This is a genomic window from Micromonospora purpureochromogenes, from assembly GCF_900091515.1.
Taxonomy (GTDB): domain Bacteria; phylum Actinomycetota; class Actinomycetes; order Mycobacteriales; family Micromonosporaceae; genus Micromonospora; species Micromonospora purpureochromogenes.
Genome location: NZ_LT607410.1, coordinates 1,336,236 through 1,350,525 on the forward strand (window position 1 = coordinate 1,336,236; position 14,290 = coordinate 1,350,525).

At 74.3% G+C, this 14,290-nt stretch carries 11 protein-coding genes; all 11 read left to right on the plus strand.

Annotated features, from left to right (window positions below; translation table 11 throughout):
• Window positions 1–99: 99 nt before the first annotated feature.
• The 11 genes from GA0074696_RS06220 to GA0074696_RS06270 all read left to right on the plus strand — a co-directional run bounded on the left by GA0074696_RS06220 (window position 100) and on the right by GA0074696_RS06270 (window position 14,270).
• Window positions 100–690 (plus strand): NuoI/complex I 23 kDa subunit family protein, encoded by a 591-nt coding sequence (locus GA0074696_RS06220; protein ID WP_172894198.1) that lies wholly within the window; start codon window positions 100–102, stop codon window positions 688–690.
• Window positions 690–1,211 (plus strand): NADH-quinone oxidoreductase subunit J family protein, encoded by a 522-nt coding sequence (locus GA0074696_RS06225; RefSeq protein ID WP_088960220.1) that lies wholly within the window; start codon window positions 690–692, stop codon window positions 1,209–1,211. The genes GA0074696_RS06220 and GA0074696_RS06225 overlap by 1 nt, the downstream gene beginning before the upstream one ends.
• Window positions 1,208–1,606: an NADH-quinone oxidoreductase subunit NuoK gene (gene nuoK / locus GA0074696_RS06230; RefSeq protein WP_231925280.1), complete on the plus strand. Its 399-nt coding sequence runs from the start codon at window positions 1,208–1,210 to the stop codon at window positions 1,604–1,606. The genes GA0074696_RS06225 and nuoK overlap by 4 nt, the downstream gene beginning before the upstream one ends.
• A gap of 35 nt (window positions 1,607–1,641) precedes the next feature.
• Complete coding sequence (locus GA0074696_RS06235) at window positions 1,642–3,534, plus strand: NADH-quinone oxidoreductase subunit 5 family protein (RefSeq protein ID WP_088964387.1); 1,893 nt, start codon at window positions 1,642–1,644, stop codon at window positions 3,532–3,534.
• Window positions 3,535–3,562: 28 nt separating this feature from the next.
• Window positions 3,563–5,065: a complex I subunit 4 family protein gene (locus GA0074696_RS06240; protein ID WP_088960221.1), complete on the plus strand. Its 1,503-nt coding sequence runs from the start codon at window positions 3,563–3,565 to the stop codon at window positions 5,063–5,065.
• A 154-nt stretch (window positions 5,066–5,219) separates the two neighbouring features.
• On the plus strand, window positions 5,220–6,719 hold the full coding sequence (locus GA0074696_RS06245; RefSeq protein ID WP_088960222.1) for an NADH-quinone oxidoreductase subunit N: 1,500 nt from the start codon (window positions 5,220–5,222) through the stop codon (window positions 6,717–6,719).
• Between the two features lie 325 nt (window positions 6,720–7,044).
• Entirely contained in the window at window positions 7,045–7,923 is an 879-nt protein-coding gene (gene htpX / locus GA0074696_RS06250; protein ID WP_088964388.1) for a zinc metalloprotease HtpX, read from the plus strand.
• A gap of 136 nt (window positions 7,924–8,059) precedes the next feature.
• Window positions 8,060–9,319: an MFS transporter gene (locus GA0074696_RS06255; protein ID WP_088960223.1), complete on the plus strand. Its 1,260-nt coding sequence runs from the start codon at window positions 8,060–8,062 to the stop codon at window positions 9,317–9,319.
• Window positions 9,320–9,923: 604 nt separating this feature from the next.
• Entirely contained in the window at window positions 9,924–11,210 is a 1,287-nt protein-coding gene (locus GA0074696_RS06260) for a nucleotide sugar dehydrogenase (RefSeq protein ID WP_231925281.1), read from the plus strand.
• Window positions 11,207–12,781, plus strand: a complete 1,575-nt coding sequence (locus tag GA0074696_RS06265; protein WP_197700817.1) for a glycosyltransferase family 2 protein — start codon at window positions 11,207–11,209, stop codon at window positions 12,779–12,781. Before GA0074696_RS06260 ends, GA0074696_RS06265 begins: the two co-directional genes overlap by 4 nt.
• Window positions 12,774–14,270: a polysaccharide deacetylase family protein gene (locus tag GA0074696_RS06270; RefSeq protein ID WP_088960225.1), complete on the plus strand. Its 1,497-nt coding sequence runs from the start codon at window positions 12,774–12,776 to the stop codon at window positions 14,268–14,270. The genes GA0074696_RS06265 and GA0074696_RS06270 overlap by 8 nt, the downstream gene beginning before the upstream one ends.
• Window positions 14,271–14,290 lie beyond the last annotated feature (20 nt).

A 14,290-nucleotide genomic window follows, 5' to 3' on the forward strand; every position in this document is an offset into this window, starting at 1 on the left:
GCGGTAGTGCGACGGGTTCCGCTCGGCGGCGTCGAGCTGGCGCCGCCAACAGAAGGGTGGTGGTCGCGCGCGCCGGGGGCACAGGGCAGGATGAGCGTCATGAGCGAGCGCAGCGGCATTCCCGGCGAAGGGCTGGTGAAGGGGCTGGCGGTCACGCTGAAGACGATGACCAGCCGGTCGACCACTCAGCAGTACCCGGACGTCGCCCCCGAACTGCCGCCCCGCTCCCGGGGCGTGATCGCGCTGCTGGCGGAGAACTGCACGGTCTGCATGCTCTGCGCCCGGGAGTGCCCCGACTGGTGCATCTACATCGACTCCCACAAGGAGGAGGTGGTGGTGGCCGGGGCCGCCCGCCCCCGCCAGCGCAACGTGCTCGACAAGTTCGACATCGACTTCTCGCTCTGCATGTACTGCGGGATCTGTGTCGAGGTCTGCCCGTTCGACGCGCTCTACTGGTCGCCGGAGTTCGAGTACGCCGAGTACGACATCAAGGACCTGCTGCACGACAAGGACCACCTCGGCCAGTGGATGGGGACGGTCCCACCGCCGCCCGCGCACGACCACAACGGCGAGCCGGCCAAGGAGGAGGCCACCGCCGCGCGCAGGGCCGCGGCCCCGACCAGCTCCGCCGCCCGCCCCACCGTGGTACGCCCCGAGTCCGACACCGCCGCCGACGGGGGTACGCCCTGATGACCGGTGCGGACGTGCTGCTGCTCGCCCTCGGCGCGGTGGCGGTCGGGGCGGGCGTGCTCGTGGTGGGCACGAAGCACCTGGTGCGGGCCGGCCTCTACCTGGTGGTCTGCCTCGGCGCGCTGGCCGGTGACTACCTGGTGCTCACCGCCGAGCTGGTGGCCTGGGTGCAGGTGCTGATCTACGTGGGCGCGGTGGTGGTGCTGCTGCTGTTCGCGGTGATGCTGACCCGCGCCCCGATCGGCGCCTCCGACGACCTGGACCGTCCCGGCTGGCCGGCCGCGCTGATCGGTGCGGGCAGCGGGCTGGGGCTGGCCGTGCTGCTGGTCGACGCGTTCCGCTGGACGCGGGTCGAGCTGCCGGCGGCGGGCACCGCCGAGCGCCTGGGTGAGCAGGTCTTCCGCTCCTGGGTGCTGCCGTTCGAGGTGCTCTCGGTGCTGCTGCTCGCCGCCCTGGTCGGCGCGATCGTCCTTTCTCGCCCCGACATCGGCCGCCGCCCCGACGAGGGCGGCCGCCGGTGAGACCCGTCATCCCGTACGTCACCGCCGCGCTGCTCTTCGGCCTCGGCGTCTACGGCGTGCTGCGCCGCCGCAACGCGGTGCTGGTGCTGATGGCGGTCGAGCTGATGCTCAACGCCGTCAACCTGATCCTGGTCACCGCCGACACCACGGCGAAGGCCGCTCTGCCGCACGGCGGGCAGGTCTTCGCGCTCTTCGTGATCGTGCTGGCCGCCGCCGAGATCGGCGTGGGCCTGGCCATCGTGCTCCAGCTCTACCGGCTGCGGGCCAGCGTCGCCGTGGACGAGGTGCCGCTGACCGAGGCTGTGGCGCTCGTGCCGGCCGAGCCGCTCGCTGCGGCGGCCGTGGTCGAGCGGTCGTCAAGCGGGCCCGCCGGCCGGCCGGAGGGGGACCGGTGACCGGGCTGCTCGGGGCCGCGCTGCCGGCCGTACCCATGGTGGCCGGCCTGATCGGGCTGCTGCTGCCGCCGTCGCCGCGTGGCGCGGCCACCGGGGAGGACCGGGCCCGACGGGTCGCGATCGGCCTCGGGGTGGCCGGCGCGGCCGGGGCGCTGCTGATCGCGCTGGTCCTGCTGGCCCGGGTCGGCGACCCGGTCGAGACCTCCACCACCTGGATCGACCTGGGCGGGCTGCGGGTCACCCTCGGGGTCCGGCTGGACGGCACCGCCGCCCTGGTCGCGGCGGCCGTCGCGGCGGTCGCGCTGGCCGTCCAGGTCTACTCCACCGCCTACCTGAAGCGGGGCCCGCACGACGACGTCGAGGTCGACCACCGCTACCCGCCGTACGCGGCCCAGATCAGCCTCTTCACCGCCGCGATGCTGCTGGTGGTGGTCGCCGGCGACCTGGTCATGCTGCTGGTCGGCTGGGAGGTGATGGGCCTCTGTTCCTACCTGCTGATCGCCCACGACCGGCGGCTGCCCGAGGCGCCGGCCGCCGCGATGAAGGCGTTCCTGGTCACCCGGGTGGGCGACGTCGGCTTCCTGCTCGGCATCGCGCTGCTCGGCGTCTCGGCGGGCAGTTTCCGGATCGCCGACGTGCTCGCCCACGACCACGCCACCGGCATCCTCACCGCCGCCTGCCTGCTGCTGCTGGCCGGGGTGGCCGGCAAGAGCGCGCAGTTCCCGCTGCACACCTGGCTGCCGGACGCGATGGCCGGCCCGACCCCGATCTCCGCGCTGATCCACGCGGCCACCATGGTCGCCGCCGGCGTGTACGCGGTGGCCCGGCTCTACCCCCTGTTCGAGGCCACCCCGACCGCGCTGGCCGTGCTCGGGGTGATGGCCTCGATCACCCTGCTCCTCGGTGCCCTCGCGGCGACCGCGCAGGACGACCTCAAGCGGGTGCTCGCCTGGTCGACGGTCTCCCAGATCGGCTACATGACCGGGGCGCTCGCCGTCGGCGCGCCGGCCGCCGCGCTGTTCCACCTGCTCACCCACGCCGCCTTCAAGGCGCTGCTCTTCCTCGCCGCCGGTGCGGTGATCCACGCCGTCGGCAGCACGCTGATGTCCCGGATGGGCGGCCTGCGCCGGGGCATGCCGGTGACCTTCTGGTGCACCCTGATCGGGCTGGGCGCGCTGGCCGGGGTGCCGCCGCTGTCCGGGTTCTGGAGCAAGGACGGCGTGCTCGCCGTCGCCGAGGCCGCCGCCCTGGACGGCACCGGCCCGGCGCCGGCCTGGGTCGGCTGGCTGGTCTGGCTCGCCGGGCTGGTCGGCGTCGTGATCACCGCCTGGTACGCCACCCGGCTGCTGCTGCGCACGTTCCTCGGCGAGCCCCGGATGCCGCTGCTGCGCCCGCACGACCCGCCGGCCGCGATGCGCTGGCCGGTGCTGCTGCTCGCGGTCCCGGCCGCGCTGCTCGGACTGGTCGGCTTCGGGCAGGCGTTCGCGCACCGGCTGCTCTTCCCGACCGTGCCGAGCTTGGCACCGGGCGAGGCGCTGCTCGTCCACGTCGGGCCGGCGCTGCTGCTGCCGACCGCGCTGCTGCTGCTCGGGGCCGGGCTGGCCTGGGCCGGCTGGCGCCGGGAGCCGACCGCCGACCCGGCCCGCGTGCTGGGCCCGCTGCGGCCGGTCTTCGCCCGGGCGTTCCGGCTCGACGACGTCCAGCACGCCCTCGTCGTACGCCCGGCGAGGGCGCTCGCCCGCCTCGCGCGTACCGGTGACGAGGTGGGGGTGGACGGCCTGGTCGAGGGGAGCGGCCGGGGCGCGTCCGGCCTCGGCGGTGGCCTGGCCGCGCTGCACCGGGCGGCGCTGCCCCGCGCGGCGGCGGCGGTGCTGGCCGGCGCGCTGCTGATCGGGTTGGCCACCGTCCTGATCGGAGGACTGCCGTGAGCCCGCAGTCGCGAACTGAGGTGGTGCCGTGAGCTTCGGAGAGTTCCTGCTGGTCGCGGTGCTGGCGCTGCCGGCGGTCGGTGCGGTCCTGGTCGCGGTGACGCCCCGGGATCGGGTGGCTCGACTGGTCGGCACGGCGGTGGCCGCGTTGACCCTGGTCGGCGCGGTGCTGCTGGTGTTCGGCGACCACGGCTGGTTCGGCTACGGCCCGGCGCCGGCGGTGCAGCCGTGGCACCAGCTCGACCTGCCCTGGGTACCCGGCCTGGACCTGCGCTTCCACCTCGGCGTGGACGGGATCTCCTGGCCGCTGGTGGTGCTCACCGCCCTGCTCACCCTGCTCTGCTGCGGCTACACCCTCTGGCGGGTGCCGGCCGGCGGGAGCGGGCGGGCGCTGGTGGCGCTGCTGCTGGTGGTCGAGGTGGGCATCCTCGGCACCTTCCTCGCCCTCGACCTGGTGCTCTTCTTCGCGTTCTTCGAGGTCGTGCTGCTTCCGATGTACGCGATCATCGCGGGCTGGGGCGGCGCGGACCGGCGTCGGGCGGCGCGGAAGTTCGCGCTGTACACGCTGCTCGGCTCGGTGCTGCTGCTGGTCGGCGTCTACGTGGTCGTCGCCGCCGCCGGCACCGCCGACATCGTCGCGCTCACCGGTGGGGCCGGGCTGTCCCGGGGCACCCAGCTGGCCGCGTTCACCCTGCTGGGGCTCGCCTTCGCGGTGAAGGCCCCGCTCTGGCCGCTGCACTCCTGGCTGCCCGACGCGCACACCCAGGCGCCCACCGTCGGCAGCGTGATCCTCGCCGGGGTGCTGCTCAAGATGGGTACGTACGGCCTGATCCGGGTCGCGGTCGGGGTCGCCCCGGAGGGGGCCCGCTGGGCCGCGCCGGTGCTCGGCGTGCTGGCCGTCGCGGCGATCCTGATCGGGTCCCTGGTCTGCCTCGCGCAGGACGAGCTGAAGCGGCTGATCGCGTACTCCAGCGTCGGTCACATGGGGTTCGTGCTGCTCGGGGTGGCCACGCTGACCGCCACCGGCATCCAGGCGGCCCTGATCGGCAACATCGCGCACGGGGTGATCACCGGCCTGCTCTTCTTCCTCGCCGGGGCGGTCAAGGACCGTACGCACACCGGCGCGCTCGCCGAGCTGTCCGGGCTGCGGGAGACCGCGCCCCGGCTCGCCGGGCTGCTCGGCTTCGCCGCGGTGGCCTCGCTCGGCCTGCCCGGGCTGGCCGGCTTCTGGGGTGAGGCGTTCGCCGTCTTCGCCGCCGTCCGGCGGGGCGGGCCGCTCTGGATCACGCTGGCCGTGCTGGCCGCGGTGGGCGGGGCGCTCACCGCCGCGTACTTCCTGCGGCTGCTGCGGCAGGTCACCCACGGGCGGCCCAGCCCGGCGGTGGGCCGGCTCGCGCCCGGGCTGGCCGGGGCCGAGCTGACCGCCTGGGCGCCCCTGGTGCTGCTCGCGCTGGCGGTCGGCCTGGCGCCCACGCTCGTGCTCGGCCTCGCCACCGGTCCGGTCGACGCACTGGTGGGAGTGCTCCGGTGAGCGCGCGGACCCCGGTCGGCGGCGGCGCGGTGGGTACGGGCGGCACGGCGGGGCCGCGCGGTCGTGGGCGGAGGTGGACCGTCGCGCGTCGGACGTGCGGCGCGACGGTCGCGGTCGGAGGCGGCCGGGTGGCCGGGCGGCGGGAGTGGGCGGCATGAGTCTCGTGCAGAGCGTGGACAACGTGGCGCTGCTGCCGGCGTACCTGGCCGCCGGCACCGCCGTACTCGTGCTCCTGGCCGACCTGCTGGTGGCCCGGCGCGGCGCGACGGTGGCCGTGGCCGCCGCGGGCGCCGTCGCCACCGCCGCCGGCGCGGCGCTGGTCGGCGCGGGGGAGACCCGGCGGACCTTCTGCGTCGGCGCCGACTGCTCCTGGGTCCTGGACGGCCGGGCGGCCCTGGTCGCCGCCGTCTTCGCCCTGCTCACCCTCGGGGTGCTCGGGCTCTCCGGGCCGCTGCTGCGCGGCGGGCCGACGCCGCCGGGGGAGTTCTGCTTCCTGCTCGCCTGCTCGATGACCGGTGGCGTGGTGCTCGGCGCCGCCGGTGACCTGATCACCCTGATCGTCGCGCTGGAGACGCTCACCCTGCCGCTGTACGTGCTGGTCGGCCTGCGCCGGGGCAGCCTGGCCAGTGCCGAGGCGGCGGTCACCTTCTTCGTGGTCAGCGTGGTCGCGACCACCCTGACCCTGCTCGGCGCGGCGCTGCTCTACGCGGTCACCGGCGGGCTGCACCTGGACCGGCTGGGCGCGATCCTCGGCGACCGCCCGGAGCTGCTCGACCTGCCGCTGGCCACCGCCGCCGTCGCGCTGGTGGTGCTCGGGCTGGCGTTCAAGGTGGCGGCGGTACCGTTCCACGCCTGGGCGCCGGCCACCTACGACGGCGCGCCGTTGCCGGTGGCCGCGTACCTCTCCACCGCCTCCAAGCTCGGCGGGGTGGTGGCCCTGCTCGCCGTGGTGCAGCGCGCACTGCCGGCCGACGTCACCGGCCCGGTGCTCGCCCTGCTCGCCGTGCTGACCATGACGGTCGGCAACCTGGTGGCGCTGCGCCAGCGGCGGACGGTCCGACTGCTCGCCTGGTCGTCGGTGGCCCAGGCCGGCTACATCCTGGCCCCGCTGGGCGCGTTGGCGCTGGCCGCCGGGCGCACCGACGAGGCCCGGGCGGAGGCGTACGCCGCCGCGGTCGCGTACGCGGTCTTCTTCGTGCTGCTGGAGCTGGCGGCCTTCGCGGCGCTGGTGGCGTTGCGCCCGGCCGGCGCGGACGGCGGCACGGTCGACGACCTGCGCGGGTCGGCCCGCCGACAGCCGTGGGTGGCGGCGGCCCTCGCGCTGGCGCTGATCGGCCTGGCCGGCCTGCCGCCGGGGCTGGCCGGTCTTTTCGCCAAGGTCACCGTGGTCCGGTCGCTGCTGACCGGCGGCGCCGGCTGGCTGGCCCTGGTGGTCGCGGTCAACGCGGTGATCGGGCTGGCCTACTACCTGCGCCTCGCCGCCACCCTCTACGCCGGCGACGCCCGGGACGACCGGTCCGGCGAGGAAGGCGGGGTGCCGGCCGCCAGCGTTCGGGTGGCCTGGACGGTCACCACGGCGCTGGCCCTGGCCACCGTGCTGGCCGTGGTGGTGGGTTTCGCCCCGCAGCTCGTCCTCGACCTCGCCGCTCGCTGACCCCTTCTCCGGGCTGCTGGGCCTCGCCGCCTCGCCGCCCCCCGTCGCGACCTCGCCGGCATTTTCGCCACCGGCCGCACGTTCGGACCCCGGGCGTGCCGTCTCGAATCCCTCGCACCCTTGCACCCCGACCGCGCGGTTCGCGGTGAGCGGTGTCCCGGCCGAGGGATGCCGCGACACGCCGCAAACCGCGCGAGGCGGCGCTCGCAGCCCGCCCACAGCGACCTCCAGCCAACTCACAGTCATGAGCAGGATGGTTGACGGGTACCGGTGACGTTGGACCGGTCAGCGGGTCCCGCGTGGCCCGCGCACCGAAGGAGTGATCGTGCATCACAACCGTCTGAAGACCGCAGCGCTGCTCGGCCTGTTGACCTCGCTGATCCTCGCGGTCGGCTACTGGTTCGGCGGCAGCGGCGGCCTCGTCATCGCCGTCGTCGTCTCGTTGCTGATGAACGGTGTGTCCTACTTCTTCTCGGACAAGCTGGCGCTGCGCTCGATGCGGGCGCAACCGGTCAGCGAGGCCGAATTCCCCGAGCTGTACCGGATGGTCCGTGAGCTGGCCACCGAGGCGCGGCAGCCGATGCCCCGCCTGTACGTCAGCCCGACCTCGCAGCCCAACGCGTTCGCGACCGGGCGCAACCCGGCCCACGCGGCGGTCTGCGTCACCCAGGGCATCACCGAGATCCTGGACTACCGGGAGCTGCGCGGGGTGATCGGTCACGAGCTGTCGCACGTCTACAACCGGGACATCCTCATCTCCAGCGTGGCGGCCGGCCTGGCCGGCATCATCACCGCGCTGGCCAACATCGCCTGGTTCATCCCGCTGGGCGGTGGCGACGACGAGGACGCCCCGAACCCGGCCGTGCTGCTGCTCGCCCTGATCCTCGGCCCGATCGCGGCCACCGTGATCCAGCTGGCGATCAGCCGGAGCCGGGAGTTCCAGGCGGACGCCTCCGGCGCCCAGCTCACCCGGGACCCGCTGGCCCTGGCCAGCGCCCTGAAGAAGATCCACATGGGTACCCAGACGCGTCCGCTGCCCGCGCAGGGTCAGCTGACCAGCACCGCCCACCTGATGATCGACAACCCGTTCAAGCGGGGTGGCGGCATCGCCGCGCTCTTCTCCACCCACCCCCGGATGGAGGAGCGGGTCGCCCGGCTTGAGCAGCTGGCCGCCAACAGCGGTCCCGTGCAGTTCCAGCGCTGACCCACCCGCCACCTCCGCCCGCGTCCGGTCCGGACGCGGGCGGAGTCGTGTGTCCGGGCACAAACTGGTTCCCTCCCGTCCTGCCCGCCGTTAGGGTCGAAACGTCTCTCACCCATTACATCCTCGGAGGTCGACCGTGGCCGCACTGCGCCAGTACCTGGGCGTCTGGCGGATCCCCGGCGCGCCGATGCTGCTGATCCTCGGCGTCATCGGCCGGCTCGGGATCGGCATGACCCCGCTGGCGCTGCTGCTCGTCGTCGAGCAGGTGACCGGGCGGTACTCGCTCGCCGCGGTCGCCGGCGGCATCTACGCCCTGTGCGGCGCCGCGCTCAGCCCGGTCGCCGGGCGGATCGCCGACCGGGTCGGCCCCACCCCCGTGCTGCTGGCCACGTCCGTCGCCCATCCCCTCGCGCTCTTCGGGCTGCTCGGGGCCAGCCGGTCCGAGGCCGGCAACCTGGGCCTGATCTACCTGGCCGCCGGGATCGCCGGTGCGACCTACCCGCCGCTGACCGCCGCGATCCGGGGCGCCTGGAACGACCTCACCGGCCCGAACTCCGGGCGGTACCACCTGCGCAACACCGCGTTGGCCGCCGAGACCTCGCTCTTCGAGGTCGTCTTCGTGCTCGGCCCGCTGCTGGTGGCCGGCTTCGTGCTCGTCGCCGACGCCGCCGCCGCACTGGTCGGCGCCGCCCTGGTCACCCTGGTCGGCACGGCCGCCGTGGCGCTGGGGCGGGTGATGCGCGGCTGGCAGCCGCACCCGCGCGAGCACCACGCCAGGGGTCTCGGCCCGCTGCGGGTGGGTGGCTTCCCCGCGCTGCTGGTCTGCGTCGCCAGCCTCGGCATCGCGTTCGGCGCCGCCGGGGTGATCGTGCCGGCCTTCGCCGGTGATCAGCCCACCGCCGACCCGGAGAGCCTCGCCGGCATCCTGCTCGCCGTCTGGGGCGTCGGCAGCGCCGCCGGGGGCTTCTGGTTCGGCGTACGCAAGCCGTCGACGAACATGACCCGCCAGTTCGCCTGGCTGCTCGGTGCGGTGGCCGCCAGCTTCGCCGTCTTCGCGGTGATGCCCGGCCCGGCGGCGCTGGGTGTCGCGCTGGTGGTCGGCGGTGCCACCATCGCGCCGGCGCTCACCCTGGAGAACACCCTGGTGGGACGGATCGCCCCGCCCGGCATGCTGAACGAGGCGTACACCTGGGTGGTGACCATGTCGGTCGCGGCGAGCGCCGCCGGCGGCGCGGTGGCCGGGCTGATCGTCGACCACGCCGGCGGCGTGCCGTGGGCGTTCCTCTTCGCCGGGGCGGCGGTGGCCGTCGGGGCCGCGGTGGCCGCGCTGCCCGCCGGGCCGATCGCCCGGGCCGAGGCGACAGCGGTACGCGCCGAGCAGCCTGTCGCCGCCTGACCGGCCCCCGGGATTACGCCGGCCTGCCCCGGATCGGCAGCGGGCCGGACGGTCAGTGTGCCCGAAGGCTCGGGTGATGCCGCGCCTCCGGTCCGATCACGACGGTGCCGGGTGACGGTGTCCCGCGGTGCCGCTTCGGTCGGCCGGGGCGGTTGGCCGGCGTGGTGCGGGACGTGAACGGCCGTACCGACCTGGATGATCGGCAAACCTGACCGACATTCGGTTCTCCGCAATTCCGGCGGCCCGCGAGGACGATTGTCGGCTGCCCCGGTTGGACGGCTGGCCGCAGTCGGCCGTTAGTACTCAGGTGGCCCGCGAAGAATGGAGAAGCGGGCTTTCCCGATTGCTTTTCAGGTCGCTTTCGCGTTCCACTCCTACGAGCGCAGGGCCAGGCCCTTGCCGCTCGTTTCCTGCTCAGCACCGCCTGATTAGTGACCCACTAATGGCGTATTGTCGGCTAGCCGACAATCGCGTAACACAATGACGCGGTCGAGCGCTGTTTGCTTCCACTGCGGCTGAACCGTGTTTTCCGGAGCAGAGGAGAACGGTAATGACGGTCGCTATTTCTGCCCCTGCGGGCGCCGTTGCAGAATTGCGGACGGCGGTGTCCGAGGGGCCGGTGGCCGCCGGCGCCGGGCCCGCTCACGACGTCGCGGTCGTCGGCCTCGGCTACGTCGGCCTCCCCACCGCGCTGGCTCTGCACGCCACCGGCCGCCGGGTGCTGGGCATCGACGTCGACCCGGCTCGGCTGACCGCGATCGGGAAGCGGCGCGTCGACCTGCTCCCCGCCGACCTCCTGCGGCTGGACCAGGCCCTGGCCGACCGGTCCGCCTTCGAACTCACCGACGAGCCGGCCCGGCTGGCCGACGCCGCCACCGTGCTGATCTGCGTCCCCACACCGGTCGACCCGCAGCTCGTGCCGGACCTGCGGATCCTCCGCCGGGCCTGCGAGACCGTGGTCGCCCACGCGGTGCCCGGACAGGTGCTGGTGCTGACCTCGACCAGCTACGTCGGCACCACCCGGGAACTGCTCGCCGAGCCGCTGGCGGCGCGCGGGCTGCGCCCCGGCGTGGACGTCTTCGTCGCCTTCAGCCCCGAGCGGATCGATCCGGGCAACGAACGGCCGCAGGCCCTGGTGCCCCGGGTGGTGGGCGGGGTGACGCCCGAGTGCCGGGACCGGGCCACCGCCGCGCTGCGCGGGTACGGCCCGACGCTGCACGAGGTCTCCTCCGCCGACACCGCCGAGATGACGAAGCTGCTGGAGAACACCTTCCGTGCCGTCAACATCGCCTTCGCCAACGAGATCGCCGAGGCGAGCCGGGCGTTCGGGCTGGACGTCCAGGAGGTGATCGAGGCGGCCGCCACCAAGCCGTTCGGGTTCATGCCCTTCTACCCGGGACCGGGGGTGGGCGGGCACTGCATCCCCTGCGACCCGCACTACCTGCTCTGGCAGCTCCGCGGTGCCCGGACGCCGGCCCCCGTCATCGAACACGCCATGACGGCGCTGGCGGGCCGGCCTCGCCTGGTGGTCGACCGGATCAGGACGCTGCTCGCCGACACCGGCGTGCCGCTGCGCGCCGCCCGGGTGCTGGTCCTCGGCGTCGCCTACAAGCCCGACGTGGAGGACCTGCGGGAGTCGCCGGCCCTGGAGATCATGGAGCACCTGCGGTCCGCCGGCGCCACGGTCGCCTACCACGATCCGCACGTGCCCCGGCTGCCGCTCGCGTCCGGCACCGCGCACAGCGTGCCGCACCCGGACACCGCCCCGGCCGATCTGGTGCTGGTGCACACCCTGCACCGCGCGACCGACGTCGGCTGGCTCGACCGGCACCCGTTGGTCCTGGACGCCACCTACCGGCTGGCCCCGGCGCCGGGACGGTTCCGGCTGTGAGGGACCGGCCCCAGCCACCTCCGCACCACCAGCCGTGGGCGGGAAGCCCGGTCGCCCACGGCCGCGACCCGGTGGGCAGCGCGCGACTGCCGGGGTTCCCGCTCGCCTGGCGGTACGCCGACCCCACCGACACCGTGCGCCTGCCGGTGTCCGTCCGGCACGCCGAAGCCGGACGGGAGCTGTCGAGCGCGAGCGCCGGGGCGGATCGGCACCGGGCCGAGCGCACCCGGCGAGGCCCCCGGCAGATCGTCGCCCTGCTGGGCATCGCGGCGATCTGCGCACTGATCGGCTGGCACGTCGGAGTGAAGGTGATGTTCCTCCGGGGCAACCTGGCGGCCGCCTGCTACACGATCCTTATCAGCAGCTACGTGCTGAGCCGCTTCGTGCTCGCCGCGTTCTACCGGCCGCCGCGGGACGTCGGCCTGGAGCCGTCCGTCGCGATCATCGTGCCGGCCTACAACGAGGGCGAGGCGGTCGGCCGCACCATCCACTCCTGCCTGGCGCTGGACTATCCGGCCGAGAAATTGGAGATCGTCGTGATCAACGACGGCTCCAGCGACGACACCTGGGAGCAGATGCTGCGCGCGGCCGGCCGGTACCGGCCGGGCGCGGTGCGCTGCCTCGACCTGGGCCACAACCAGGGGAAGCGGGCCGCGATGGCGGCCGGCATCCGGGCCACCTCGGCGGAGATCCTGGTCTTCGTCGACTCCGACTCCATGCCGGCGCCGGACGCCATCCGCCTCCTCGTGCAGGGCTTCGCCGACCCGAAGGTGGGCGCCATCTCCGGGCTCACCTACGTGCGCAACGCCGAGGCCAACACCCTCACCCGGATGCAGGCGGTCCGGTACTACGTGTCGTTCCAGCTGTTGAAGAGCGCGGAATCCGTCCTGGGGGCGGTCACCTGCTGCTCCGGCTGCTTCGCGGCGTACCGGCGGGCGGCCGTGGTGGAGCTGCTGGAGGCCTGGGAGCACCAACGGTTCCTCGGCGTGGAGTGCACCTACGGCGACGACCGGGCGCTCACCAACCGGGTCCTGCGGGCGGGCTGGACCACCCGGTACGACGCCCGGGCGGAGGCCTGGACCGACGCGCCCGAGGCGTACGGGAAGTTCCTCCGCCAGCAGCTGCGCTGGAAGAAGTCGTGGACCCGGGAGGGGCCGCTGCTGCTGGCGCACATCTGGCGTACCCGCACCCGGGCCCTGCCGTCGGTCGCCGTGCAGACGGCGGCCGGCCTGCTCAGCCCCGTGATCGTCCTCTACAGCCTGGTCCAGCCCTTCGTCGACGGGCGCTTCCCGCTGGTCTACTTCACCGGCCTCTACCTGGTGGCCGGCGCGTACGCGCTGGTCTACCGGATGCTGCGGCACGACGGCCTGTGGCTGTACGCGCTGCTCGGCACCTTCTTCTACATCCTGTTCTCCCCGCAACTGCTCTGGGCGGTGGCGCGGATCCGGGACGGCAGCTGGGGCACCCGCGGCGCGGCGCCGCCACCCCCGTCCGCCGCGAGCCCGGACGCGCCGCCGGTCGCCGTCCCCGCGATCCTGCCCGTGCGCGTGCCGGCGGTGAGCCGTGACTGACCGTCCGCCGCTGGGCCGCCGGCTGCTCGGCCTGCTCACCGGCCTCGTCGCGGTGGCCGCGCTGCTCGCCGCCGGGCTCAGCTGGGTGACGTTGAGCCGCCCGTTCGACCCGCCGCAGCTCGCCGCGCTGACGGTCGACGCGTCGTCGGACCCACCGAACCTGCCCCGCTACCCCGGCGCGGTCACCGTGCTGACGTACCACGGGGTGTCCGACACCGACGCGTCCGCCACCACCCTGAGCCGGCGGACCTTCGCCGAGCACCTGGCCACCCTGGCCGCCGCCGGATACCGGACCGTACGGCTCAGCGAGGTACGCGACGCGCTGGCCGGCGGGGCCAGCAGGTTGCCGGAGCGGCCGCTGCTGCTCACCTTCGACGACGGATCGCTGACCACGTGGACCACGGTCGACCCCGTGCTGCGGGCGTACGGCTTCACCGGGGTGGCCTTCCTGACCACCGGGCGGATCGTCGCGCCCGGCACCCCGTCGGCCTTCCTCTCCACCCGGCAGGTCCGGGACATGGCCGACAGCGGGCGGTGGGAGTTCGGCTCGCACACCGACGCCCTGCACGACTGGGTGCCGGTGGCGGGCGACATCCAACCCGCGCTCACCAACCAGATCCTGGTCGACGGCCGGCCGGAGACGCTGGACACGTGGCGCCGCCGGGTGGGTGCGGACCTGGAACGCAGCCAGGAGTTCTTCCTGCGGGTGCTGGGGCATCGGGTCGACACGTTCGCCTACCCGTACGGCGAGGCCGGCCGGCTCTCCAACAGTCCGGAGATCGCCCGGGAACTGCCCGTCCTGCTGGAGCGGGCCGGTTTCTCATTGGCCTTCACCGGCGAGAACGTGCCCGGCGGCCACGTCAACGCGGCCAGCGGCGCGTCGCCCCGCTGGCTGCTGCCGCGCATCGGCGTCCGCCGCAGCACCTCCGTCGACGGGCTGGTGACGATGATCCACCGGTCCGTTCCCACCGCCGTGCCGCGCGATCTCACCGCCGTGCCCTGGCTCGGTGTGCCGGGTCGGTGTGCGGTGCAGCCCGCCCGGATCCAGGTCGCCGTCGACAGCGAGGGCGCCGGGGAGTGCCGGTTGGACGAGGTGAACACCAGCCAGTGGCGGGACTACACCCTCTCCGTCGAGGTCGACGGCATCCGGCCGGGCGTCTCCGCCCTCGTCTCCGTCCGGGACGGCGCGGGCGCCGGCCACCGCGGCGCGGTAGAGGTGCTGATCGGCCGGCGGGAACTGACGATCCGGCAACAGGTCGGCGACGGGCCCACCGCGACGCTGGTGAGGGCGAGCCGGCGGACGCCGGCCCGGGGCCTGCTCCGCATCGAGGTCCGGCAGGACCGGATCACCGTACATCCGCCCGGTGCGCCTCCGGTGACGGCCGCCTTCGACAACCGGCTGCACGAGGGCGGCGTCGTCTTCTCGCTCACCGGACCCGCCCGGACGACCATCGGCTACCACGCACCCACCCTCGCCCCGTCCAGTTGAGCCCAGTCCACCAGGCAGTA

What these genes read in the sequence shown, in the direction of transcription:
- GA0074696_RS06225 (WP_088960220.1), top strand. Translation starts at nt 690, where the DNA reads ATGACCGGTGCGGACGTGCTGCTGCTCGCCCTCGGCGCGGTGGCGGTC.
- GA0074696_RS06220 (WP_172894198.1), top strand. Translation starts at nt 100, where the DNA reads ATGAGCGAGCGCAGCGGCATTCCCGGCGAAGGGCTGGTGAAGGGGCTG.
- GA0074696_RS06235 (WP_088964387.1), top strand. Translation starts at nt 1,642, where the DNA reads ATGGTGGCCGGCCTGATCGGGCTGCTGCTGCCGCCGTCGCCGCGTGGC.
- GA0074696_RS06245 (WP_088960222.1), top strand. Translation starts at nt 5,220, where the DNA reads ATGAGTCTCGTGCAGAGCGTGGACAACGTGGCGCTGCTGCCGGCGTAC.